We start from the raw sequence: 25108 nt of genomic DNA, 5'->3' as shown, positions 1-25108 counted from the left end.
ATCCTTTGTGGACTCAAGGCCGAAAGAAGGCGGCCAGCCGATTAACAAGAAACGCAGATGAAGGGTCGAGGCACCGCGATTTCAGCCTGGCAGTCGTGCACTGACGAGGCTGAGGCAGCGATGTTGACGCAACAGAATGAGGGTTTGAGAGGTTTTCATGTGTCCAACCGTAACCAATGAGGTGAAAGCTGGCAAGCAGTTGGAAAAAATTGAGAGGGAATTTCAAAAGTAGCGGTATGCAGCGATTTTTTGACGGATTGCTACGTGCTTTCAGGATTTTATTGCTGGCCCGTTTCAGGTCGTGCAACCGGGGTCGACTGTAGGAGTGAGCTTGCTCGCGATAGCGTGGTGTCAGGCACCGAGCCGCTGCGGCAACGTTGGTATCGCGAGCAAGCTCACTCCTACAGCTGAAAGCCGCGTCTAGGGCTGGAACGCGTTAATGAAAATCGCCGGATCGACCCGCGCATCGTTCAGGCTCACGTTCCAGTGCATATGCGGCCCGGTGGCACGCCCGGTCGAGCCGACGCGACCCACCACGCCGCCACGGGGTACGGCGTCGCCCACTTTCACGTCAATCTTCGACATGTGGCAGAACATGCTGATGAAGCCTTGGCCGTGATCGACGAACACTGTGTTGCCGTTGAAGAAGTAATTGCCGATCAGAATGACCTTACCTGCTGCAGGCGACTTGATCGGGGTGCCCGCAGGTACCGCGAAATCCAGGCCTGCGTGAGGGTTGCGTTCCTCACCGTTGAAGAAACGACGTACGCCGAACTTGCTCGACAGCGGGCCATCGACGGGCTTATCCAGCAGCAGATTGCTCGGCGTCACCGGGCTGAACGTGCGATAGGCGCGGACCTGCACGTCCAGTTCCTGCTCGATGCGTTTCAGGTCATCCGGGTTCGGATTGACCTGCCGCTGATTCTTCAGGGTGATGTGTTGTTCCGGGTATTTCTTGCTGCCGACGGTGAACGCCAGCGTGCGACCACCGCTGCTCACCTGTTGTGACGTGCCAGGTTTGACGGTCAGCGGAATGCCGACGATGGCCTGCCAGCGCGCATCGGAATCTTTGACCACCAGCACCGGTTTGCCTTGCCACGTGGCCTTGGGCGCCTGAGCCGCAGGGCCGAGGTCCACCACCGCAACGCCGCCTGGCACCGGTTTGTTCAGCAGGCGCGAGAGGTAGCTGTCAGCGTGGGCGGGAAGGGCGAGACACAGGGCAAACGCGGCGCCTGCCAGAGAGCGGGAGATAAAAGGCAGCATCGATCAATCCAGAAGAGAAAGGGTGACAGGCGTCAGGTGATTGTCCTCAACACGGACTTGCAGTTCGCCCTCGGCCAGCTTCGCGGTGAGGCGTTGACCGGTGTGGGTCTGTTCGGCGGCACGAATCGCCTTACCGCGCTCGTCGAGCAAAATGCTGTAACCGCGTCCGAGGGTGGCGAGGGGGCTGACCACGTTCAGCGTCTGCATCTGACCTTGCAATTGCAGGCGCCGAGACTTGAGGTTTTCTTTGATCGCCCGAGGCAAGCGCTCGGCCAGCACGTCCAGACGTTGACGCAGAAACGCGAGAGTGCGACCGGGGTGTTGGGCCGCCAATCGGCTTTCAAGATGGCTCATGCGCACGTGGCGTTTGTGCATATGTTGCTCGAAGGCGCGACGCAGGCGCATGTCCAGATCGTCCAGCCGTTGGGCGCGTTGACGCAGGCGCTCACCGGGATGACGCAGGCGGCGGGAAATGCCGTCCAGACGCAGTTGTTCGCGCATCAGCCGATCGCGCATCCGCGTGACGAGCCGACGCTGCAGGTTCTCGACCCGGCGGTGCAGGTCGCTTGAATCTGGAGCCAGCAGCTCGGCGGCGGCGGACGGCGTGGGGGCGCGAACGTCGGCTACGAAGTCACTGATCGACACATCGGTCTCATGGCCAACGGCGCTGACGATGGGCGTCACGCAGGCATCGATGGCGCGGGCCACGGCTTCTTCGTTGAAGCACCAGAGGTCTTCCAGCGAGCCACCGCCTCGGGCCAGGATCAGCGCATCGAAGCCTCGGGAGTCCGCGAGTTTCAAAGCGCGGACGATCTGGTTGATCGCCTCGCGGCCTTGCACTGCAGTGGGGATCAGTGTCAGTTCAACTTGCGGGGCGCGACGGCGGAACACGCTGATGATGTCGCGAATCACCGCGCCCGTCGGTGAGCTGACGATGCCGATACGCTGCGGGTGCAAGGGCAGAGCGACCTTCCGCTCGGCGCTGAAGAGGCCTTCGGCATTGAGCTTTTCTTTCAGCGCATCGAAGGCCAGACGCAGGGCGCCATCGCCAGCAGGCTCGACCGTGTCGAGGATCAACTGATAGTCGCCGCGACCTTCGAAGAGCGAGACCTTGCCACGCACTTTGACGGCCAGACCGTCTTTCAACGCCTGACGAACCCGAGCGGCGTTGCTGCGAAACAGCGCGCAACGGACCTGGGCGCCACTGTCTTTCAGGGTGAAATAGACGTGACCCGATGCCGGACGAGACAGGTTGGAAATCTCCCCCTCGACCCAGATGTTCGAAAACACATCTTCCAGCAACACGCGGGCGCGGCCGTTGAGCTGGCTGACAGTGAGGACTTCCCGGTCAAGGCCGAGTCTTGCGAAGGGGTCTTTGATCATGGCGGGCATGATAAAGGCATTGGGGCGTGGGTCACCACATTAATAGACCTGTACGCCGCCCCTGCGGGCGCGAATTCATTCGCGAGACGTCGGCATGACCGAAACAGATGTGCCGGGCGAATGGCCAATCGCGAATGAATTCGCTCCCCCAGGGGGCGTTTTTTCTTCCGGTGAAGCGGCAGTCTCAGGATATGCTGTGCGCCGCCGCTTATCCACGGAGGACGCAATGCTCACCACCCTCGCCGAATTGTCGGGCGTCGTCGATTCACTGGGGCTCACCCCCACCGACTGGCTGTTCATTGAAGGTGGCGTTATTGCCGCCTATCTGGTCTTCGCTATTGCCGGTTTTGGCACGGCCCTGGTCGCAGGCCCCGTCCTGATTCATTTCATGCCGCTCTCGCGGATCATCCCTTTATTGGTGATGCTGGACTTCCTCGCCGCGTTCAGCCATTTGCTGCCCTCGCGGCAATCGGTGGTGCGTTCCGAGCTGTTTCGCATGGTGCCGTGCATGGCGGTCGGCTGTACGTTGGGCGTGCTGTTCTTGCTCAATCTGAAATCCGACGTCCTTCTATTAATGATGGGACTGTTTCTGATCGGTTATTCGATTTACAGCCTTGCGGTGAAAGTCAGGCCAACGCAACTGTCCGCCGCGTGGTCGATTCCGATGGGTACCATGGGTGGTCTGTTCGGGGCCCTGTTTGGGAGTGGCGGCTTTTTATACGCGATCTATCTCAATGGTCGTCTGACCGACAAATTCCAGGCCCGCGCCACGCAAAACGCGCTGATCAGTTGCAGCACCATCGTGCGCCTGAGCCTGTTTGTGATCACCGGGGTGTACGCGCAAATTTCGCTGCTGGTGCTGGCGGTCTGCCTGTTGCCCGCGATGATCATCGGCTCCTGGATCGGACGACGGCTGGTCATGCGCCTTTCGCGGGAAATGTTCGTGCGGCTGGTGACCTGGATGGTGCTGATCAGCGGCATCACGTTGATCGGTCGCTACCTCGCGGGCTGAAAGCCATACTTGACGTCGTCGGCGGTGGTATTAAGCTGCCGCCCCCCGATCACGCGTCAGACAGGCCCGTCATGAACACCCAAAGCATCATCGTCCCGCAAATCTCCAGCTTCCCGGCCCATGAAGCCAAGGCGCGGGCGATCCTGCGTTGGCTGGTGAAGCTCGGCGTGGTCGAGGAATCGCTGACCACCTGTGGGCGCAGTTTCAACCGCATGGCCTACGCCATCGCGCCCGGTGCGCGGCGTTTCGTCGAAAACCCCGATGCGCTGCCTTATGGCCAGTCAATCAACGGCCTGGAGATCGTGCTCAAACGCTGCATTTATACCCCGCAGGTCGGCTTTAAAGAGGAAGCCGGATGCCCCGAGTGTCGGCGCGAAATCGGCGAGGCATTGTTCGACAGCCTGGAAGAGTGGATGCCGGGCCACACCGACAACTTCATGTGCCCGGAATGCCGCCACGAAGACGACATCAATGGCTTCCTGTTTCTCGACCCGTGCGGCTTTTCCAATCTCGGATTCATCTTCAACAACTGGCTGGACGCGGGGTTCAAGGCCAGCTTCGTGGAAGAGTTCGCCGAACGTCTGGATCGTCCTGTGTCTTTCGTCAAAGTCCGGCTATAACACTAGAAACCTGTGATAGAGCAGCTCGATCACGCTGATTATCAAATAGACTGATCTTTACATTGAGCAAGGGCAGGTGTCTGGGTATAATGGCGCGCTTCCATTTTCCCGCTCGGGAGCCCAGCGATGCTGCGTATCAGCCAAGAAGCCCTTACATTCGACGACATTCTCCTTGTGCCCGGTTATTCCGAGGTGCTTCCCAACGAAGTCAGTCTGAAAACCCGATTGACCCGTGGCATCGAACTGAACATCCCCCTCGTTTCCGCCGCTATGGACACCGTCACTGAAGCCCGTCTGGCAATCGCCATGGCTCAGGAAGGCGGCATCGGCATCATCCACAAGAACATGACCGTCGAGCAGCAGGCTGCCGAAGTGCGCAAGGTCAAGAAGTTCGAAGCGGGTGTGGTCAAGGACCCGATCACCATCGAGGCAGATGCCACCGTTCGTGACCTGTTCGAACTGACCCGTCAGCACAACATCTCCGGCGTTCCGGTCCTGCACGACGGCGAGCTCGTCGGCATCGTGACCTCCCGTGACGTGCGCTTCGAAAATCGTCTGGATGTGCCCGTCCGCGAAGTGATGACGCCGAAAGAGCGTCTGGTCACCGTGCACGAAGGCGCCGACAAGTACGAAGTCCGCGAGCTGCTGCACAAGCACCGTCTGGAAAAAGTCTTGATCGTCGACGACAAGTTCGCGCTCAAGGGCATGATGACCGTCAAGGACATCGAGAAATCCAAAGCCTACCCGCTGGCCAGCAAGGACGATCAAGGTCGTCTGCGCGTCGGCGCTGCGGTCGGCACCGGCAAGGACACTGGCGAGCGCGTCACCGCGCTGGTCGCAGCAGGCGTTGACGTCATCGTTGTCGACACCGCTCACGGTCACTCCAAAGGCGTGATCGACCGCGTTCGCTGGGTCAAGCAGAACTTCCCCGACGTGCAGGTCATCGGCGGCAACATCGCCACCGGCGCTGCCGCTCGTGCACTGGTCGAAGCTGGCGCTGACGGCGTCAAGGTCGGTATCGGTCCTGGCTCCATCTGCACCACCCGTATCGTTGCAGGCGTGGGCGTTCCGCAAATCAGCGCGGTTGCCAACGTGGCTGCTGCACTGGAAGGCACAGACGTTCCCCTGATCGCCGACGGCGGCATCCGTTTCTCCGGTGACTTGTCCAAAGCCATCGTGGCCGGTGCCTACAGCGTGATGATGGGTTCGATGTTCGCCGGTACTGAAGAAGCACCGGGTGAAATCGAACTGTTCCAGGGCCGTTCGTACAAGGCGTATCGCGGCATGGGTTCATTGGGCGCCATGTCCCAGGCACAGGGTTCTTCGGACCGTTACTTCCAGGACTCCTCCGAAGGCGCCGAGAAACTGGTCCCGGAAGGCATCGAAGGCCGCGTCGCCTACAAGGGCTCGCTGTCCGCGATCATCCATCAACTGATGGGTGGGCTGCGCTCTTCCATGGGCTACACCGGCAGCGCCGACATTCAGGAAATGCGTACCAAGCCTGAATTCGTTCGCATCACCGGTGCTGGCATGGCTGAGTCTCACGTCCACGACGTGCAGATCACCAAGGAAGCACCGAACTATCGGGTCGGCTAGCCTCCCGGCGGCAAGTTATAAGCTACAAGCTGCAAGCCGATCGTAGTGCCAGCGCTTTCAAGGCCAGGCACCACATACGGCTTGCAGTCTCCCTACATCTTGCGGCTTGGACCTGAAGCTTGCAGCTGCGCCACTTGCAGCTTGAAGCTTGAGGCTCGAAGCTGCTCTAGAAGAGTCTCCCAATGGCCCTCGACATTCACGCCCACCGCATCCTGATCCTGGACTTCGGTTCCCAGTACACCCAACTGATCGCCCGTCGCGTACGTGAGATCGGCGTGTATTGCGAACTGCACCCGTTCGACATGGACGACGAAGCGATTCGCGAATTCGCACCGAAAGGCGTCATCCTCGCCGGTGGCCCCGAGTCCGTGCACGAAGCCAACAGCCCGCGCTGCCCGCAAGCCGTGTTTGACCTGGGCGTTCCGGTGTTCGGCATCTGCTACGGCATGCAGACCATGGCCGAGCAGCTGGGCGGCAAGGTCGAAGGCTCCGAACTGCGTGAATTCGGTTACGCCCGTGTCGACGTGGTCGGCAAGAGCCGTCTGCTCGACGGCATCGAAGATCACGTCGACGCCGACGGCCTGCTGGGTCTCGATGTCTGGATGAGCCACGGTGACAAGGTCACCAAGCTGCCGTCCGAATTCCACATTCTGGCCAGCACCCCGAGCTGCCCGATTGCCGGTATGGCGGATGACACCCGTGGCTACTACGGCGTGCAGTTCCACCCCGAAGTGACCCACACCAAACAGGGCGGACGCATCCTGTCGCGCTTTATCCTCGACATCTGCGGCTGCGAAGCGCTGTGGACCCCGTCGAAGATCGCGGAAGACGCCATCGCTCAAGTTCGTGCCCAGGTCGGTACCGACAACGTGCTGCTGGGCCTTTCCGGCGGTGTCGATTCCTCGGTGGTCGCGGCCCTGCTGCACAAGGCCATCGGCGACCAACTGACCTGCGTGTTCGTCGACAACGGCCTGCTGCGCCTGCACGAAGGCGAGCAAGTGATGGCTATGTTCGCTGAGAACATGGGCGTCAAGGTGATCCGCGCCAATGCCGAGGACCAGTTCCTCAACAACCTGGCTGGCGAAAGCGACCCGGAGAAAAAGCGCAAGATCATTGGCCGTACCTTCATCGACGTGTTCGATGCCGAGTCCAACAAGCTGCACAACATCAAGTACCTGGCTCAGGGCACCATCTACCCTGACGTGATCGAGTCCGCTGGCGCCAAGAGCGGCAAGGCACACGTCATCAAGTCGCACCACAATGTGGGCGGCCTCCCGGAAGAGATGAACCTGAAACTGGTCGAGCCACTGCGCGAACTGTTCAAGGACGAAGTCCGTCGTCTGGGTCTGGAACTGGGCCTGCCGTACGACATGGTCTACCGTCACCCGTTCCCGGGCCCAGGCTTGGGCGTACGCATCCTCGGTGAAGTGAAAAAGGAATACGCCGACCTCCTGCGTCGCGCCGACCACATCTTCATCGAAGAACTGCGCAAGGCCGACTGGTACCACAAAGTCAGCCAGGCCTTCGTCGTGTTCCAGCCCGTGAAATCCGTGGGCGTGGTCGGCGACGGCCGTCGTTACGCCTGGGTCGTCGCCCTGCGCGCCGTCGAGACCATCGACTTCATGACTGCACGTTGGGCGCACCTGCCTTACGAACTGCTGGAGACCGTCAGCGGGCGCATCATCAACGAAATCGAAGGCATCTCCCGCGTGACCTACGACGTGTCGAGCAAGCCGCCTGCGACGATTGAGTGGGAGTAAACCCGCCTCGTCACTGCCTGATCTTGCATCGCACCATCAGGCAGTGACCCGGTTGCATCGGCGGTGCGGGCGGTTCTCCGCTGCACACGCCGTCTGGTGACTATGCCTGTGCATGACCTCGCTCCGGGCCCCTAGGGCTGAATCTACCGCTTCACCACCGCCATCGCCGACCAGTCCTTCTCCCCCCATCCCTCCGCAATAGCCTGCTCCATGGTCTTCTTCACCTCCTGCGCAGCTGGCAAGTGACAACCCTTTTCCTGGGCGGCATCCAACGCCAGATTCACGTCCTTCAAACCCAGTGTCAGCGTGAAGCCCGGTTCGAATTCTGCCTGGGCGATTTTCGCGCCGTAGCGTTGGTAGCTGGGGCAGGCAAACAGGGTTTGGGTGACGATTTCGAAAAACGCGCTGGGGGCGAGGCCGTGGCTTTTTACCAATGCGGCACCTTCGGCCAGGGACTGGATCGCCTGAGTGATCATCAGGTTGCCGGCCAGCTTGGCGATGCTCGCCTGGCTGGGGGTGTCGCCGAGGTGCCAGGTCTTTTTGCCCATCACCTCGAACACGGGACGGACGCGCTCCAGTGCATCGGGAGCACCGGCGGCGAGGATATTCAGCTGACCCTGGGCGGCGACGGCAGGAATGCCGAAGACCGGCGCCGCGACGAAGCCAATACCGGCCTCACGATGAAGCGCTTCGAGTTCATCCACAAGCGTCGGCGACAGCGTGGACATGAGGATATGCACGGTGCCGGGTTTGGCGGCTTGCCAGGCTTTTGTCGCGATGAGGGTTTCCCGGACGGCGGCGTCGTGGCTGAGCAGGGTGATCACGATGTCCTGCTCGAAGGCCTGGCTGACGTCGTCTAGAACGCGAATTTGATCAAGATCGGCGAAGGCCTGGCGGCTGCGGTTCCAGGCGCTGACGTGGAAGCCTGCGCGAATCAGGTTGGGGATGATGGCGCGGGTCATGCTGCCGACGCCGATGAATGCAATGTTCATGAAGTGCTCCTGAATCAAGTGTGGCGGTGGCCTTGGCGATCTTTGTTCGCGGGCATGAAAGGCGTGGTGGGCGCCTTTCGTTGTGGCGTCAGTGGGCGACGACCTTCGATGACGCTCGACGGCTTCCCGCAGGAAAGCCTTGTCGGCGAGCAGTCGAGGCGATGACGAATGCGATCAGCAGAAGGCCCAGTAGCGCCCACGGAAATGAGGTGACCCCGAGGCTGTCGAGCAGAAGTCCGCCGAGAACTCCGGCGCCTGCGATGGCGCAGTTCCAGACCACGACGTTCATCGACAGCGCGGCATCGGCTGAATTCCCCGCAGCATCCGCCAAGGCGGTTTGTAACAGGGTCGCGGCGCCGCCGAATGACAACCCCCAGATGAACACGGCGGCGTACAGACCAGCGGCTGAAAACTGGAACAGCGCCAGCAGCAAAGAAATCAGGGCAAAGCTGCCCAGGCTGATCAACACGGCGCGGCGCAGGTGGTGATCGACCAGGCGGCCGGTGATCCAGATACCCATTAGCGACGCAGCGCCGAAGACCAGCAGAATCAAATCGACGCTCTCTTCAAGTCCGAACCGGGCCGCGAACGGTGCGATGTAGGTGTAGAGAATGTTGTGCGCGAGCATCCACGCGAGGACGACCGCGAGGACTGGACGAATGCCGGGTTTGCTGAGCACCGCGAGAACAGACTCGCGCTTGCTGGCGATCTGACCGGGGTAATCCGGCACCTTGACGAGAATCCACACGACCAGCCCGACGGTCATCAACGACATGACGGCAAAGGACCAACGCCAGCCCAGCAGGTTGCCCATCCAGGTCCCCAGCGGCACACCCAGTGACAGTGCGATGGGCGTGCCGACCATGGCCATGGCGAGCGCGCGGCCCTGATCGACAGGGGTCACCATCCGACGCGCATAACCTGCGAGCAGACTCCAGGCGAGCCCCGCTGCGGCGCCCGCGAGAAAACGGGCGGCGAGGGTCAGGACGAAATTGCTCGACAACGCGGTCAGCGAGTTGAACAACAGAAAGCCGATGACGGTGGTGAGCAGCACCCGGCGGCGACGCCAGCCTTGCGTCGCCAGCGTGAGAGGAATCGCTGCGGTCACCGAGCCCAGCGCGTACGCGGTCACCATCTGGCCAGCAAGAGAGGGTGAGATGTCCAGGCCACTGCTGATCGCCGGTAACAATCCTGCGGGCAAGGTCTCAGTCATGATGCAGATGAAGCCGGTCATCGCCAGCGCCAGCAAAGCGCCGACCGGTAATCTCTCTCGATCATCGTGCATAGTTTCAGAACCCCGTGATTTATGTATCGATTGGTATTAATCTAATCGGGCTTCTCGAACGGGGTCAACAACTTCTGTATCGAGCGGTATTTAAGTCCTGAACTCAAGGAGGCCAACGATGGCTCAGATGGGGCGCCCACGGACATTCGACCGGGCCCGTGCAATTGACGAAGCCATGCTGCTGTTCTGGGAGCATGGTTACGATTCCACGTCGCTCAGCCAGTTGAAGGCAGGCATCGGCGGTGGCATCACGGCGCCGAGCTTTTATGCGGCGTTCGGTTCCAAGGAAGGGCTGTTCAACGAAGTCGTCGACCGGTACCTGGACACGTACGGGCGAGTCATGGACCCGGTGTTCGACCCCGATCTCGCGCCTAGAGATGCGATCGCGAGCGCGTTGAAATTGTCAGCGCGGATGCAATGTGCCGACGGCCATCCAAAAGGGTGCATGGTTGCCTTGGGAACGATGGGCGCCTGCGCGCTGGCCAGTGACAGCGTCCGAGCACCACTGGATACCGCCCGTGCGCGCAACAGGGCAGGGCTGCGCGCGTGCGTCGAGCGTGGAATTTTTGCCGGGGAGTTGCCAGCGCAAACCGATGCGATGGAATTGGCTGCCGTGTTCGAAAGCTTCCTGCTCGGCATCTCGACGTTGGCCCGAGACGGCATTGCGCTGAAAGTGATCGAAGGCGCCATTGATCGGCTCATGCTCGTCTGGGACGCGCCAGCCGTTCGCTGATAAACCAGGCTTCGCTGAAGCCTGGTCAGCCTTAAACATCTATCTTCGCAAGCCGGATGCCGTCTCAACGACGCATCCGGCTTCTTCGTTCAGGCGACCTGTTTCAACCCCATCAACGCCAACGCTTTGGCCAGTTCATCGAAGCTTTGGAAGCGGCGTCGGCTCAGCACGGGCCATTCCGCGCGCTGGATGTAAACCTCCGTTCCCTCGACGATGATTGGCGTATGTACCAGCGTGCCATTACGGCTGCGGTGGATGAGTTCGGGTGCATCCCCGGCTCGCTGCACGATGAAATTCCCGGTTTTCGGCAGCCGGGATTCGAGAGAGGGTGGGGGCGTCAGCGAGACGGCGCGGCGGCCGGGCACGGCCATGCGCAGGCGGATGTCGCTTTTGACGGTGCCAGCGGGTTGCCCCATGACATCCGTGACCTCGGCTCCAGGATCGATGCCATAGCCGGTGGTTTCGCTCACACTGACGTCCTCAATGCGCAATCCGATCACGCCTTCCAGTTCGGAGAGCCCTGTGGCGCCTTTCATGGTGTTGACATGGGCGTTGCCGACCAGCGCGATCCATTTGCCCCCGCGCAGCGCGGCCTGATCCGCGCGAATGACGGTGTCAGCGAAGTAATTCATCATTTTCAGACGCATGTTGTCCGCCGGGTCAGGCACACCCGCCGTGCGATAGCTGGCCATGCAGTCGATGGCGCGAATCCGGATGCGGTGGCGTTGAGCCGTTTTGACCAGGTTCAAGAAGGTGTAGCGCCCTGATTGGTCGGTGAGGTGGCCCCAGTCGAGTTCGTTCAGGTACGACTCCAGGTTTTTCGGCATTTTTCCGGTCTGCACGAAGAGGTCGAGATCGGCCTGATGCAGATCGGTCATCACGTGTTCCAGGTACAGCGTCCTGACGTTCTGCTTGGCGAATTGCCCCATGTTATCGATCAGAAACTGTTTGCTGCCGACACTGCTGTGACTCTCACCGATCACCAGCCCCTGAGCGTCTTTGTAAAGCTGTTTGAGCGCGACCTTGGGCGAGGCTTCGGCGGCAATGGTTGGTATCGCCGGGCGTTGGGGCAGGTGCAGGTCGGCGTAGAACGCGTTGACGTCGCTCACCAGGCGTTGGCGAATCTCGAAGAAACGGTCGATAGGGTCGTTTTCTCGCATGGAAAAGTATTGCCCGGTGAAGGGCTTGTTGTCGGGGGCTTCGACGCGGTAGCGCATGCCTTCCCTCAATTCCACCGGCATGTCGTAGGGCGTCGGCAGGGCCGCTGTCGAGGGCGCGACCGACGCCCCAGAGGACGGCAGTTTGCCCAGCGCACCGCCACCGCCGCGCAGGCCTTGGCGGGTCATCGCCTCCCATTGACCTGCTTCGTTCAGGCGCACCGGCAGATTGCGGGCGAAGGAAAAAGGGTTTTCGGGATCGACGATGACCCAATGCTTCAGCTCCGCGACGTAACGCACGCGGTAGGCAATGTCCTCAATCGATATGAACGTCTGGCCGGTCTCCGACGCGTAAATGCCACGCATTCGACCGGCTTGAGCAGGCAGGGCGTAGCTGTCGAGCAGCTCGTTGGTTTCGAATGGCGCGAGCGGGTGAGAAGTTACGGTCGGTTCTGCGGGGGCGGCGCTCACGATTTCTTCCTCAGCAGCGGGCAGACCTGCGGCCTCCGGAAGCACGGCTGGTTCCTCTGCCACGGGGATCTCGGGAAGCTCCCCTGCGGCGCCTTGCACCACAAACAGCCCATTGAACAACACGTCGATGCTGCCAAAGATCGCCCCCAGCACGCCATTTTTACGTTCGGCGGTGGTGTGCCCATGTATCGCTTGATCGATGTTCAAGCCCACATCCGCCAGCCCCGCGCCCACGGCGGCCAGTGCAATCGGCCAGTCCAGCGCTGCCAGTGAACCGAAGGTCTTGGCAAACGCCTTGAGGTAGCCCATCCACATCAGCTCACGCAGTTCGCCGTTGGAATGCAACGCAAACGCGGCATCGTCCGCCATGCGGGTTTGCGTGGCATTCCGGAGGTGAGCGAAGGGGTCTCCTGTGATCGATTGGTTATCGCGATTGACGATCCGCTCCGTGCCCGCGCCCCAGTGGCTGAACATTAGATCGATCGCGTGGTGCAGCCCTGTCTGGTGATCGGTCTCGGCGTGGGTGGACAGTGTGAAATGCGACATGAAACGTGCGCGGTTTTCGACTTCGTTGGTGTGCGTCATGAGCCACCATTGCAGGTCATCTGGCGTGTCGAAGACATGGAAAGCATCGACCTCGCCCGGCAGGTAGAGAAACTGCCGCCCGCTGTCCTCGACGATGCGCAGGATATCGCTGGCGGCGTAGCCTGCAATGTCCAGTTTCGCGAATCGCACGCCCTCCGGCGGCGCGGTTGGCGCCTGCAGCATGGCCAAGGTGATCGGTTGGCTCGGGTCCAGGTCGATGGCGTGCATGAGGGTGTTGAACTGCACCTCAGTCAGCGTTTTGCTCTGTCGGTCATCCACGGCCTTGGCGATGAAATTGGCTTTGGCCAAGGTGCTGAAATCATCCGAGCAATTGCGCCAGAATGCGGTCATCTTGTCGTTGAACTGAGTCTTGAAATCCAGCGCCCAGAACTCGCCCATGACGTCGCCCGGCAGCAAGCGCACTTCGTTGGTTTCGTTGAACACCTCGCTGTCAGGGCCTGCGGTGTAGAAACCGCTCATGGCTTGCAGCGCGTCGGCAGAGTCCTGGTCGTTGGCGTTGAAGCGGCGCATGACCAGTTGCGGTAACGTCAGGGATTCGACCGGGGGATCCAGATGTTCCCAGCCGCTGAAGGTGCGCGGGCTGGTTTCGGTGCGGTCGAAGCGGTGCCAGTAGACGGCGTCCGGCTCCAGCGAGTCGAGGCCATGTTTGCGCAGAATGCCGTTTGCGGCTTCGCGCGCCATCTCACGCATGTCCGGGCAGCCCTCGACCACGTGGCGGCTAATGTCGTTGAGGGCTTGTTGGTCTGCGCTGATGGCGGGGGTGTCGCGGGTAATGGAAGGCATGATCGTCGTCCGTGATGAATGAGTCCCCAGCTTCCTGATTCACGCCACTCAGAGGGCGTTAAATATGTATCGCACCGCTTTGTCACTTGCCGTTCGCGAGGACGCCTTCTGAAGCTGAAGCCGGATGCAGGCTCATCCGGCTTCCTTTTTTGTTACGTCATTCCTGCCATTTTCAGCGCGAAGGCCAGTTCCTCGAAGCTGCCATAGCGGCGTCCGCTGATCACTGGCCAATCGGGGCTTTGGATAGACAAATGCTCACCCTCGACGGTAATCGGAAGGTAGGTCACTTTGCCTTCCTGGTTTTTGTAGATCAGCTGTGGCGATTCCCCTGAACGCTGAATGGCGAAGTTGCCGGGGCGTCGCAGGCGATACCCTAGCGACGTAGGCGCACGTAAAAAATGGGTGCGGACGCCGGTGGTGACCATTTGCAATCTGATATCGCTTCGAACTCGCCCCGCGGGGTTACCCATCGCGGTCAGCACGTCCTCGCCGGGGTCTGGCTCGAAGCCGATCACCCCGCCCGCTGGCACGTCCCGGACGCGCAGGCCAATCACGCCTTCGATTTCCGCCATGCCCGGAACGCCTTTAAAGGTGTTGGCGTGGGCGTTGCCTACCAGTGCAATCCATCTGCCACCGGCCCGTGCGGGTTCGTCGGCGCCGATCACCGTGTGCGCGAAATAATTCATGAGCTTTAGCCGCACGTTGCGTTCGGGGTCGGGTACGCCCGCGACGCGGTAACTCGTCATGCAGTCGATCGCCCGGATGCGCAGGCCGTGCTTGTTGGCCGAGCGCACCAGATTCTGAAACGTGTAGGTGCCGGTCGAGTCGGTGAAATGCCCCCAGTCCAGGTCTTCCAGGTACGACTGCAAGGTTTTCGGCATGCGGCCGGTTCGGGCGAACGTGTCCAGATCCACTTGGTGCAGGTCCGTCAGCACGTGTTCCAGGTACAACGTCCGCACCTTTTGTTTGGCGAGCTGCCCCATGTTGTCGATCAGAAATTGCTTGCTGGCGACGCTGCTGTGGCTTTCGCCGATCACCAGACCCTGGTGATGTTCGTAGAGTTGTCTGATCGCTGTCTTGGGCACTGCATCGCGAGGAATATCAGGCACGGGCGCGCGCTCAGGGAGTTGCAGGTGCGTGTAAAAGGCATCGGCGTCAGCGGCCAGGCGGTCCCGGATTTCAAAGAAGCGCTCGATCGGGGCGTTGTCTGTGAGCGAGGCGTAGTACCCCTCGAAAGGCTTGTTGCTCGGGCTTTCGACATAGCCGCGCATGGCCGGTCGCAGACTTTCCGGCATGTCGTAAGGTGTTGGTAACGGCGCAGCAGAAGGCGCCAACGAGGCATTGCCCGACAACGTGCTCAACATTTTTCCGCCGCCCCGCAAACCCTGTCCGATAATGGGTTGCCACTTGCCATCAATGCCGAGTCGGACCGGGACGTTGCCGTGGAATGAGAACGGATTCTTGGGATCGATGACCACCCACGTGTTCAGTTCGTTGACGAAGCGCACGCGATACACGTCGTCGGCAATGGTGATGTAGGTCTCGCCGGCCCCTCGAAGGTAGACGCCTTGCATCTGACCGTCGGCGGGCGGAGGCGTCATGGTGTCGAGCAGTTCGTTGGTCCTGAGTGCGCGCAGATTTCCCTCGGGTTCGGTTGAAGGCGCAACGTCGTACGATACCGACCCCATGCCGTCGAGTCCAGGCGGCGAGGCGGGGCCGTGTCCGTCTTCGACGGGTAGAAAAGGCGACTGCTCCGAGGCGGGTGTGCTCACTTCCGCAGGCACTGCGTGCAGCAGGAAGACGCTGTTGAACAGCACGTCAATGCTGCCGAGAATCGCGCCGATAACCCCGCTTTTGCGTTCGGCCGTGGTGTGACCGTGGATCGCTTGATCGACGTTTAGCCCCACGTCAGCCAGCCCCGCACCCACCGCCGCCAGTGCGATGGGCCAGTCCAGCGCCGCCAGTGCGCCGAAAGTCTGTCCAAAGGCTTTCAGATAGCCCATCCACATCTGCTTGCGCAGTTCGCCGTTCGAGTGAAGTGCGTAGTCGGCGTCCGCTTGCATGCGGTGTCGAGTGCAATCGCGCAGATGAGTGAACGGATCACCCTGCACGGTGTGGTCATTGAGGTTGATCACCTTGAGCGTGCCGTGCCCCCAATTGCTGAACATCATGTCCAGCGCGTGATTGAGGCCGGTGGTGTGATCGCTCTCGGCGTGCATGGCGAGTGGAAAATGCGACATGAATCGGGCGCGATTGCTGGCCTCGTTGGTGTGGGTCATCAGCCACCATTGCAGATCATCGGCCGTATCGAAGACCTGAAAGGCATCGACCTCCCCCGGTACGTACAGAAATTGACGGCCATCCGGTTCCACAAATCGCAGGATATCGGAGGCCTCGTACCCGGCAATGTCCAGCTTGGCGACACGGACCCCTTCGCCCAGTCGGCCCTCCGCTCGAAGGGTTGAAAGGGTGATGGGTTTTATCAGGTTGATGCCCACGGCGGCCATCAGCGAGCTGAACTGTTCACTGGTCAGGTGCGCACTGCGGTGGTCTTCGATGGCCTTGGCGATGAAGTTGGCCTTGGCCAATGTTCTGAAGTCTTCAGCGCTGTTTTGCCAGAACGCGGTCAGTTGAGTGTTGAAACGCGTCTTGAAGTCCAGCGTCCAGAACGCCTCCATGACGTCTTGGGGCAGCAGGCGTATTTCATTGTGTTCGTCGTACGCCTGAGCCTCCGGCCCGCCGGAGTAGAAACCGCTCATGGCTTGCAGGTCGTCGGCGGCGTCCTGATCGTTGGCGTTGAACCGGCGCATGACCAGTTGCGGCAGCGTCAAGGATTCCACGGGGGTGTCGAGGTGTTCCCAGCCGTTGAACGTGAGCGGGCTGCTCGCGGTGCGGCTGAAACGGTGCCAATAGACGGTGTCCGGCTCCAGATTGCCAAGGCCGCGTTTGCGCAGGATATCTGCGGCGGCCTCACGGGCCATCTGGCGCATGTCTGGACAGCCTTCGACCACGTTTTGGCCGATGGTATGGAGCGCTTGTCTCTCTGCATTGACGGCAGTGGAGGCGCGGGTAACAGGAGGCATGATCGTCGTCCTTGATGAATGAGCCTAGAGCTTCCCGATTCGCCTCGCTCAATTGGTACTAAATATGTACCGCAGTCACTGTTCGCTTATCTTCGTGTAAATGCATGTGTATCGTATTCGCCCCTCACACACGCTCGCGTTTGCGGCGGCGGTCTGATTTTTGTTTTTTTGAGGTTATGCGCTGATGTCCTTCACTCGTCGACAAATACTCGGAGGTCTGGCTGGTCTTGCCGTGGTCGGTCTGGGGGCTGGCGGGGCTTCGCGGTATTGGCTCGGCCGACGCGGGCCGGGAGAGGGGCACGATTACGAGCTGATCGCCGCCCCGCTGGACGTTGAATTGGTCACCGGTCATCAGACACCGGCATGGGCGTTCGGAGGTTCGGCGCCGGGTACTGAATTGCGGGTTCGTCAGGGCGAGTGGCTGCGGGTGCGCTTCATCAATCAGTTGCCGGTCGAGACGACCATTCATTGGCACGGGATTCGTCTGCCGCTGGAAATGGACGGCGTGCCGTACGTCTCGCAACTCCCGGTCAAACCGGGCGAATACTTCGATTACAAATTCCATGTCCCGGACGCGGGCAGCTATTGGTATCACCCCCACGTCAGCAGCAGCGAAGAATTGGGGCGCGGTCTGGTGGGACCGCTGATCGTCGAGGAGCGTGAGCCGACCGGTTTTCTGCATGAGCGCACGGTCAGTCTGAAAAGCTGGCACGTGGACGAGCAGGGGGCTTTCACGGAATTCAGCGTGACCCGCGAAGCCGCGCGGGAAGGTACGGCCGGGCGGCTGTCGACGATCAACGGGGTGCCTCAGGGTGTGATCGAACTGCCTGCCGGGCAGATCACCCGCGTGCGCATTCTTAATCTCGACAACACCGTGACCTACCGCCTGAACCTGCCGGACGCCGACGCGATGATCTACGCGCTGGACGGCAACCCTGTCAAACCGCGCCCGCTGGGCAAGGATTACTGGCTGGGGCCGGGCATGCGGATTTGCCTGGCGATCAAGGCGCCTGCTGCTGGTGAGGAACTGTCGTTGCGCAACGGGCCGGTTCGCCTGGGAACGTTCCGTTCTGTGGCAAATCACGAGGCGCCGAGCGACTGGCCGCCCGAGCTGCCTGCCAACCCGGTGGCGGAACCGGACCTGGACAACGCGGAAAAGCTGAATTTCAACTTCGAATGGGCGGGCGCGGTGTCGGTCAACGTCGAGAACGGTAAGCCGCCGAGCTTGTGGCAGATCAACGGCCAGGCTTGGGACATTACCGACAAGACCTGCGCCGATCGGCCCATCGCCAAGTTGGAAAAGGGCAAGAGCTACATCTTCGAGTTGAAGAACATGACCCAGTATCAGCACCCCATTCATTTGCATGGCATGAGCTTCAAGGTCATCGCCTCCAATCGCAAGGACGTCATCCCGTATTTCACCGACACCTATCTGTTAGGCCGAAACGAGCGCGCACGGGTCGCGCTGGTAGCGGATAATCCCGGCGTGTGGATGTTCCACTGCCATGTGATCGATCACATGGAAACCGGTCTTATGGCAGCTATCGAGGTTTCGTAATGCGGCAGCCGCAAATCATTGATCGCAGCCGCGATCAGCATCTCATGCGCGAAGCACTGGCTCTGGCCGCCGAAGGGGCGATGCTGGGCGAGGTGCCGGTGGGCGCGGTGGTGGTTCACGATGGCGTGATCATTGGTCGAGGCTTCAACTGCCCGATCAGCGGCAGCGACCCCAGTGCCCATGCCGAAATGGTCGCCATTCGCGCAGCCGCCCAGGCGCAAAGCAACTACCGCCTGCCCGGCAGCACGCTGTACGTCACCCTGGAGCCGTGCAGCATGTGTGCGGGTTTGATCGTGCACTCGCGCATCACCCGCGTGGTCTATGGCGCGACCGAGCCGAAAGCCGGGGTGGTGCAGAGCCAAGGGCAGTTTTTCACCCAGCCGTTTCTCAACCATCGGGTGTTGTTTGAGGGCGGCGTGCTGGCGGAGGAGTGCGGGACGATGCTGAGCGAGTTTTTCAGGATGAGAAGGGCGAGGTCTTAGCTCCAGGATTTGAGTACGCCGCTATTTTAATGGCGCTCATCCCATCCCGGATCCTGCCTAACGGCAGAAGCGTTTCGACTTCGTCGAGTTACTTGGAAAAGCCCCAAGTAACCAAGGGCTTTTACTCCTGGTTGGGGTCTGACTTCGTCAGACTTCCCTCACTCCGGCGATGCTCCGTGGGCCCGGCGTGAATGGGCCATCCATGGCCCACACGCCTCTCGCCGCATCCATGCGGCTCGACCCACTCCACATCGCCTGCGTTCGGCCTGCACCCAAGTCGCGACTGGCGGCGTCTGTGCCATTGCGCATCAAGATCAAAAGCAAATCAAAAGCACGACACCGACCCTGTATCAGTCCGGCTTGCCGGCGGCAGCGATCTCACGGGCCCCACCGCCGGCAAGCCGGACTGCTACGTAAAGGTGTGGTGTTCTTGAACGCAAATCGTGCAGACGCCACAAATTGCGACTTTTCCCGGCCGGAGCACAGGTTTCGTGGAGTGGGTCGAGCGGCATGGATGCCGCGAGAGCCGCATCGGGCCATGGATGGCCCGTTTGCGGCGGGCCCACGGAACGGAACCTGTGCGCAGGGAACCCGACGAAGTCGGGCCGGGAAGGGGCGTAGGCACTTGGTTACTTGGTGCTTTCAAGTAACTCGACGAAGTCGAAACAGATCTGGCGTTAGCCAGAACAAACGCATCCCCGCAAATTACGGATCAGCCCCCATCCCCGCATCGACACAAAAACAAAAGCTTAAAGCGGCGCCTTTTCTTCCGGCGGCTTGGTCTTGTCCACGCCTGGCACATGCAATGCTCCTTCGGCGACCTGACTGCCTTCCAGCTGAGGCTGGGTTACCCACGTCAGAATGTCATAATACCGACGAATGTTGGCCACGAAACTCACCGGCTCGCCCCCTCGGGCATAGCCATAACGCGTCTTGCTGTACCACTTTTTCTGCGACAGACGCGGCAGCATCTTCTTCACGTCCAGCCACTTATTCGGGTTCAGCCCCTCGTTTTCTGCCAGCTTGCGGGCATCGTCGAGGTGTCCGGTGCCGATGTTGTAGGACGCCAGCGCCAGCCACGTACGATCCGGCTCCTGAATCGTGTCATCCAGTTGTTCTTTCACGTAGGCGAAATACTTCGCGCCGCCCTGAATGCTCTGCTTGGCGTCCAGTCGGTTGGAGACCCCCATCGCCTGCGCCGTGCTTTGCGTCAGCATCATCAGGCCGCGTACCCCGGTCTTGGACGTGACGGCCGGTTGCCACAGCGATTCCTGATAGCCAATGGCCGCCAGCAGACGCCAATCCACCTGTTCTGCTTTCGCGGCGGCCTGGAAGTGCTTTTCGTATTTGGGCAAGCGTTCCTGCAAATGCTGGGCGAAGGTGTAGGCGCCAACGTAGCCGAGAACGTCCACATGCCCGTAATAGCGGTCCTTGAGCCGCTGAAGCATGCCGTTCTTCTGCATTTTGTCGAGGAAGGTATTGATCTCGTTCAGCAGGCTGTTGTCATCACCCAACGCCACTGCCCAACGCTGGTCGCGGCCGTCGCCGAGGTCAAACGCCACGCGCACGTTCGGGAAATACACCTGATTCATCGCCAGTTCGTTGGAATCCACGAGGGTCAGGTCGATCTGACCCTCGTCCACCATGCGCAGCAGGTCGACGACCTCGACCTGATCGGACTCTTCGTAGTTGATGCCCGGATATTTGATTTTCAGTGCGGCGAGTTGCTCGGCGTGGCTGCTGCCCTTCAGCACGAGGATTTTCTTGCCCACCAGATCGCCGGGATCGGTCGGACGGTTCTGGCCGTTGCGGTAAATGACTTGGGGGGTGACTTCGAGGTACGAATGGGAGAAGCGCACCTGTTTGGCGCGATTTTCGGTGCTGACCAGACCGGCTGCCGCCAACACAGGCCCACCGGGTTTATTCATTTGGTCGAACAGGTCGTCGAGATTGTCAGCCGTTTCGATCTTCAGTTCGACGCCCAGATCGTCGGCGAAACGCTTGACCAGTTCGTACTCGAAACCGGTTTCACCGTTACGATCCTGGAAATAAGTCGCGGGGCTGTTGCGGGTGACGACGCGCAGGACGCCATCCTCCTTGACTCGTTCCAGTGTGTTGGGTTTCTCAACACACGCGCCGAGCAGCAGGAAGATTCCGGTTGCGATGAGCCACTTGGCACAGCGTGGGCGGAAATCTGATGGGGAAAACATCGGTGCAGTATACGCAAAGCGCGCTGACCGCCATATCTCGACAGCGAGAGCGGCGTCTGATAGAGCAAAGGTTTTTTCCGCTATTGGTGTAAGAAACCGTCTCGCACCGACATTCGGGCAGCTGTAACCCTTCGTTTCGGGTGCCGAAAGGTCGTGTTTAGGCTAGAATGCACGGCCTCAAAGCACACCCCCTTCCCCGAGGCTGTCCCGACGATGTTGATCCTGCGTGGTGCTCCCGCCCTTTCCGCCTTCCGCCACAAGAAATTACTTGAGCAGCTGAACGACAAAGTTCCGGCTGTCAGTGGCCTGTACGCTGAATTCGCCCACTTCGCTGAGGTTACCGGCGTTCTGACCGAGGAAGAGCAACACGTCCTCGCGCGACTGTTGAAATACGGCCCGAGCGTGCCGGTTCAAGAGCCTCGCGGTCGCCTGTTTCTGGTGTTGCCGCGTTTCGGCACCATTTCGCCGTGGTCGAGCAAGGCCACCGACATCGCCCGCAATTGCAGCCTGACCAAGATTCAGCGCATCGAGCGCGGTACTGCCTTTTATGTAGAAGGCCAGTTCAGCGACGCCGATGCACAGCTCATCGCCGACGCGCTTCACGACCGCATGACCCAGTTGGTGTTGGGGGGGCTGGAAGAGGCCGCCGGGCTGTTCAGCCACGCCGAGCCGAAGCCGCTGACCGCCGTTGATGTGCTGGGTGGCGGTCGCGCCGCGCTGGAAAAGGCCAACGTCGAGCTGGGCCTGGCCCTGGCGGAAGACGAAATCGATTACCTGGTCAACGCGTTCGTCGGCCTCAAGCGCAACCCGCACGACATCGAACTGATGATGTTCGCCCAGGCGAACTCCGAGCACTGCCGCCACAAGATCTTCAACGCCAGTTGGGACATCGACGGGCAGAGCCAGGAAAAAAGCCTGTTCGGCATGATCAAGAACACCTACCAGATGCACAACGAAGGCGTGCTGTCCGCTTATAAGGACAACGCCTCGGTGATCGTCGGCTCGGTGGCCGGCCGCTTCTTCCCGAACCCTGAAACCCGCCAGTACGGCGCGGTGCAGGAGCCGGTGCACATTCTGATGAAGGTCGAGACCCACAACCACCCGACCGCGATTGCCCCGTTCCCGGGCGCGTCCACCGGCTCCGGCGGCGAGATTCGTGACGAAGGCGCCACCGGCCGTGGCGCGAAGCCTAAGGCGGGCCTGACCGGTTTCACCGTGTCCAACCTGAACATTCCGGGTTTCGAGCAGCCGTGGGAAAAGCCGTACGGCAAGCCTGAGCGCATCGTCACTCCACTGGACATCATGATCGAAGGCCCGCTGGGCGGCGCTGCGTTCAACAACGAATTCGGTCGTCCGGCGCTGACCGGCTACTTCCGTACCTTCGAGCAATCCATCAATACCCCGCACGGCGAAGAAGTCCGTGGCTACCACAAGCCGATCATGCTGGCGGGTGGCATGGGCAACATCCGTAAAGACCACGTGCAGAAGGGCGAAATCACTGTTGGCGCCAAGCTGATCGTGCTGGGCGGGCCGGCCATGCTGATCGGTCTCGGCGGCGGTGCTGCGTCCTCCATGGCCACCGGCACCAGCTCGGCGGACCTGGACTTTGCCTCGGTTCAGCGTGAAAACCCTGAAATGGAGCGTCGTTGCCAGGAAGTCATCGACCGTTGCTGGCAACTGGGCGACCAGAACCCGATCGCCTTCATCCACGACGTCGGCGCGGGCGGTCTGTCCAACGCCTTCCCTGAGCTGGTCAACGACGGCGGCCGTGGCGGTCGTTTCGAACTGCGCAACGTGCCGAACGACGAGCCGGGCATGGCCCCGCTGGAAATCTGGAGCAACGAGTCCCAGGAGCGTTATGTCCTGGCCGTCAGCGCACCGGATTTCGAACGTTTCAAAGCGATCTGTGAACGTGAGCGTTGCCCGTTTGCGGTCGTCGGTGAAGCCACCGAAGAGCCACAACTGACCGTCACCGACAGCCACTTCGGCAACAGCCCGGTGGACATGCCGCTGGAAGTGTTGCTGGGCAAGGCCCCACGCATGCACCGTTCGGCCAGCCGCGAAGAAGAGCTGGGCGACGATTTCGACCCGAGCACCCTTGATCTCGAAGAAAGCGTGCAGCGCGTGCTGCATCACCCGGCCGTGGCGAGCAAGAACTTCCTGATCACCATCGGCGACCGCAGCATCACCGGCATGGTCAACCGCGATCAGATGGTCGGCCCGTGGCAGGTGCCTGTGGCTGATGTGGCCGTGACTGCCACCAGCTTCGACGTCTACACCGGCGAATCGATGGCCATGGGCGAGCGCACGCCGCTGGCACTGCTGGACGCCCCGGCGTCCGGTCGCATGGCGATTGGCGAAACCCTGACCAACATCGCGGCTTCCAGCATCGCGAAAATTTCCGACATCAAACTGTCGGCCAACTGGATGTCCGCAGCCGGTCACCCCGGTGAAGACGCCCGTTTGTACGACACCGTAAAAGCGGTCGGCATGGAGCTGTGCCCTGAGCTGGGCATCACCATTCCGGTGGGCAAGGACTCGATGTCCATGAAGACCCGCTGGAGCGACGAAGGCACGGAAAAAACCGTCACTTCGCCGCTGTCGCTGATCGTCACCGGTTTCGCGCCGGTCACCGATATTCGCAAGACCCTGACCCCGCAACTGCGCATGGACAAAGGCGAAACGGACCTGATCCTGATCGACCTGGGCCGTGGCCAGAACCGCATGGGTGCGTCGATTCTCGCGCAGACCCACGGCAAGCTGGGCAGCGCCGCACCGGACGTCGATGACGCTGAAGACCTGAAGGCGTTCTTCGCCGTGATTCAGGGTCTCAACGCCGACGGCCACCTGCTGGCCTACCACGACCGCTCGGACGGTGGCCTGATGACCACCGCACTGGAAATGGCGTTCGCGGGTCACTGTGGTCTGAACCTGGAACTCGACACCCTCACCAGCAAGCGTGAAAAAATCGCGGCCATCCTCTTCAACGAAGAGCTGGGTGCGGTCATTCAGGTGCGTCAGGACGCGACCCCGGTCGTGCTGGCACAGTTCAGCGCTGCAGGCCTGGGCGAAGACTGCGTCGCGGTGATCGGCAAGCCGGTCAACAACAGCGAAGTGGCCATCAGCCTCAACGGCGAAGAGCTGTTCAAGGGCGACCGCCGTCTGCTGCAACGTCAGTGGAGCGAAACCAGCTACCAGATCCAGCGTCTGCGCGACAACGCCGACTGCGCCGATCAGGAATTCGACGCGCTGCTGGAAGAAGACAACCCGGGCCTGAGCGTCAAGCTGGGCTACGACGTCAACGACGATATCGCTGCGCCTTACATCAAGAAAGGCGTGCGCCCACAAGTGGCGGTCCTGCGTGAGCAGGGCGTGAACGGTCAGGTCGAAATGGCCGCCGCGTTCGACCGCGCCGGTTTCGCCTCGGTCGACGTGCACATGAGCGACATTCTCGCGGGCCGCGTTGACCTGAACGAGTTCAAAGGTCTGGTGGCGTGCGGCGGCTTCTCTTACGGCGACGTCCTCGGCGCCGGTGAAGGCTGGGCCAAGTCCGCGCTGTTCAACAGCCGTGCACGTGACGCGTTCCAAGGCTTCTTCGAACGTAACGACAGCTTCGCGCTGGGCGTCTGCAACGGTTGCCAGATGATGTCCAACCTGAGCGAACTGATTCCGGGCAGCGAGTTCTGGCCGCACTTCGTGCGCAACCGCTCCGAGCAGTTCGAAGGGCGTGTGGCGATGGTCGAAGTTCAGAAATCAGCGTCGATCTTCCTGCAAGGCATGGCCGGTTCGCGCATGCCGATCGCCATTGCCCACGGCGAAGGCCATGCGGAATTCAAATCGGCTGACGCGTTGCTCGAAACCGACGTCTCCGGCACCGTGGCGATGCGCTTCGTCGACAATCACGGCAAAGTCACCGAAACCTACCCGGCCAACCCGAACGGCTCGCCGCGCGGGATCACCGGCCTGACCACCCGCGACGGTCGCGTCACCATCATGATGCCGCACCCGGAGCGCGTGTTCCGCGCAGTGACCAACTCGTGGCGTCCGGATGAGTGGACCGAAGACGGTGCGTGGATGCGCATGTTCAGGAACGCTCGCGTCTGGGTTAACTGAT

The 25108-nt window shown here is 61.0% G+C and carries 15 protein-coding genes; 8 read left to right on the top strand and 7 right to left on the bottom strand.

The window, feature by feature from the left end:
* Positions 1-420 precede the first annotated feature (420 nt).
* Positions 421-1263, bottom strand: a complete 843-nt coding sequence (locus AAEO81_RS25220) for a peptidoglycan DD-metalloendopeptidase family protein (RefSeq protein ID WP_341959685.1) — start codon at positions 1261-1263, stop codon at positions 421-423.
* A 3-nt stretch (positions 1264-1266) separates the two neighbouring features.
* Entirely contained in the window at positions 1267-2646 is a 1380-nt protein-coding gene (xseA, locus tag AAEO81_RS25215) for an exodeoxyribonuclease VII large subunit (RefSeq protein ID WP_341964616.1), read from the bottom strand.
* Between the two features lie 226 nt (positions 2647-2872).
* Between xseA and AAEO81_RS25210 the strand changes: the two genes are divergently transcribed.
* The 4 genes from AAEO81_RS25210 to guaA all read left to right on the top strand — a co-directional run bounded on the left by AAEO81_RS25210 (position 2873) and on the right by guaA (position 7634).
* Positions 2873-3658 carry a sulfite exporter TauE/SafE family protein gene (locus AAEO81_RS25210; protein WP_341959684.1) on the top strand — a complete coding sequence of 262 codons (786 nt, stop codon included), beginning with the start codon at positions 2873-2875 and terminating at the stop codon, positions 3656-3658.
* Between the two features lie 71 nt (positions 3659-3729).
* Entirely contained in the window at positions 3730-4278 is a 549-nt protein-coding gene (locus AAEO81_RS25205) for a sugar ABC transporter ATPase (protein WP_341959683.1), read from the top strand.
* A 126-nt stretch (positions 4279-4404) separates the two neighbouring features.
* Positions 4405-5874 (top strand): IMP dehydrogenase, encoded by a 1470-nt coding sequence (gene guaB / locus AAEO81_RS25200; protein ID WP_166593639.1) that lies wholly within the window; start codon positions 4405-4407, stop codon positions 5872-5874.
* 182 nt (positions 5875-6056) lie between these two features.
* On the top strand, positions 6057-7634 hold the full coding sequence (gene guaA / locus AAEO81_RS25195) for a glutamine-hydrolyzing GMP synthase (protein WP_341959682.1): 1578 nt from the start codon (positions 6057-6059) through the stop codon (positions 7632-7634).
* Between the two features lie 143 nt (positions 7635-7777).
* On the opposite strand, the gene AAEO81_RS25190 is transcribed toward guaA, so the two are convergent.
* Both AAEO81_RS25190 and AAEO81_RS25185 read right to left on the bottom strand, forming a co-directional pair.
* Entirely contained in the window at positions 7778-8626 is an 849-nt protein-coding gene (locus AAEO81_RS25190; protein ID WP_341959681.1) for an NAD(P)-dependent oxidoreductase, read from the bottom strand.
* 88 nt (positions 8627-8714) lie between these two features.
* Entirely contained in the window at positions 8715-9911 is a 1197-nt protein-coding gene (locus AAEO81_RS25185; RefSeq protein ID WP_341959680.1) for an MFS transporter, read from the bottom strand.
* 118 nt (positions 9912-10029) lie between these two features.
* On the opposite strand from AAEO81_RS25185, the gene AAEO81_RS25180 reads away from it, so the two are divergent.
* Complete coding sequence (locus tag AAEO81_RS25180; RefSeq protein WP_341959679.1) at positions 10030-10644, top strand: TetR/AcrR family transcriptional regulator; 615 nt, start codon at positions 10030-10032, stop codon at positions 10642-10644.
* An 89-nt stretch (positions 10645-10733) separates the two neighbouring features.
* Here the strand turns inward: AAEO81_RS25180 and AAEO81_RS25175 are convergent, their stop codons facing one another.
* Both AAEO81_RS25175 and AAEO81_RS25170 read right to left on the bottom strand, forming a co-directional pair.
* Positions 10734-13661 (bottom strand): membrane-targeted effector domain-containing toxin, encoded by a 2928-nt coding sequence (locus AAEO81_RS25175; protein WP_341959678.1) that lies wholly within the window; start codon positions 13659-13661, stop codon positions 10734-10736.
* 152 nt (positions 13662-13813) lie between these two features.
* Complete coding sequence (locus tag AAEO81_RS25170; protein ID WP_341959677.1) at positions 13814-16744, bottom strand: membrane-targeted effector domain-containing toxin; 2931 nt, start codon at positions 16742-16744, stop codon at positions 13814-13816.
* A gap of 184 nt (positions 16745-16928) precedes the next feature.
* On the opposite strand from AAEO81_RS25170, the gene AAEO81_RS25165 reads away from it, so the two are divergent.
* Both AAEO81_RS25165 and tadA read left to right on the top strand, forming a co-directional pair.
* On the top strand, positions 16929-18302 hold the full coding sequence (locus tag AAEO81_RS25165) for a multicopper oxidase family protein (RefSeq protein WP_341959676.1): 1374 nt from the start codon (positions 16929-16931) through the stop codon (positions 18300-18302).
* A complete protein-coding gene (tadA, locus tag AAEO81_RS25160) occupies positions 18302-18784 on the top strand; it encodes a tRNA adenosine(34) deaminase TadA (protein WP_341959675.1) in 483 nt (160 codons plus the stop codon). The genes AAEO81_RS25165 and tadA overlap by 1 nt, the downstream gene beginning before the upstream one ends.
* Positions 18785-19533: 749 nt before the next feature.
* Here the strand turns inward: tadA and mltF are convergent.
* Positions 19534-20994 (bottom strand): membrane-bound lytic murein transglycosylase MltF, encoded by a 1461-nt coding sequence (gene mltF / locus AAEO81_RS25155; protein WP_341959674.1) that lies wholly within the window; start codon positions 20992-20994, stop codon positions 19534-19536.
* 213 nt (positions 20995-21207) lie between these two features.
* Between mltF and purL the strand changes: the two genes are divergently transcribed.
* Positions 21208-25107, top strand: a complete 3900-nt coding sequence (gene purL / locus AAEO81_RS25150) for a phosphoribosylformylglycinamidine synthase (RefSeq protein WP_341959673.1) — start codon at positions 21208-21210, stop codon at positions 25105-25107.
* Position 25108: the final 1 nt, after the last annotated feature.

Source organism: Pseudomonas sp. RC10 (assembly GCF_038397775.1).
Lineage (GTDB): Bacteria > Pseudomonadota > Gammaproteobacteria > Pseudomonadales > Pseudomonadaceae > Aquipseudomonas > Aquipseudomonas bambusae.
This window is presented reverse-complemented; position numbering and strand designations above follow the sequence as displayed.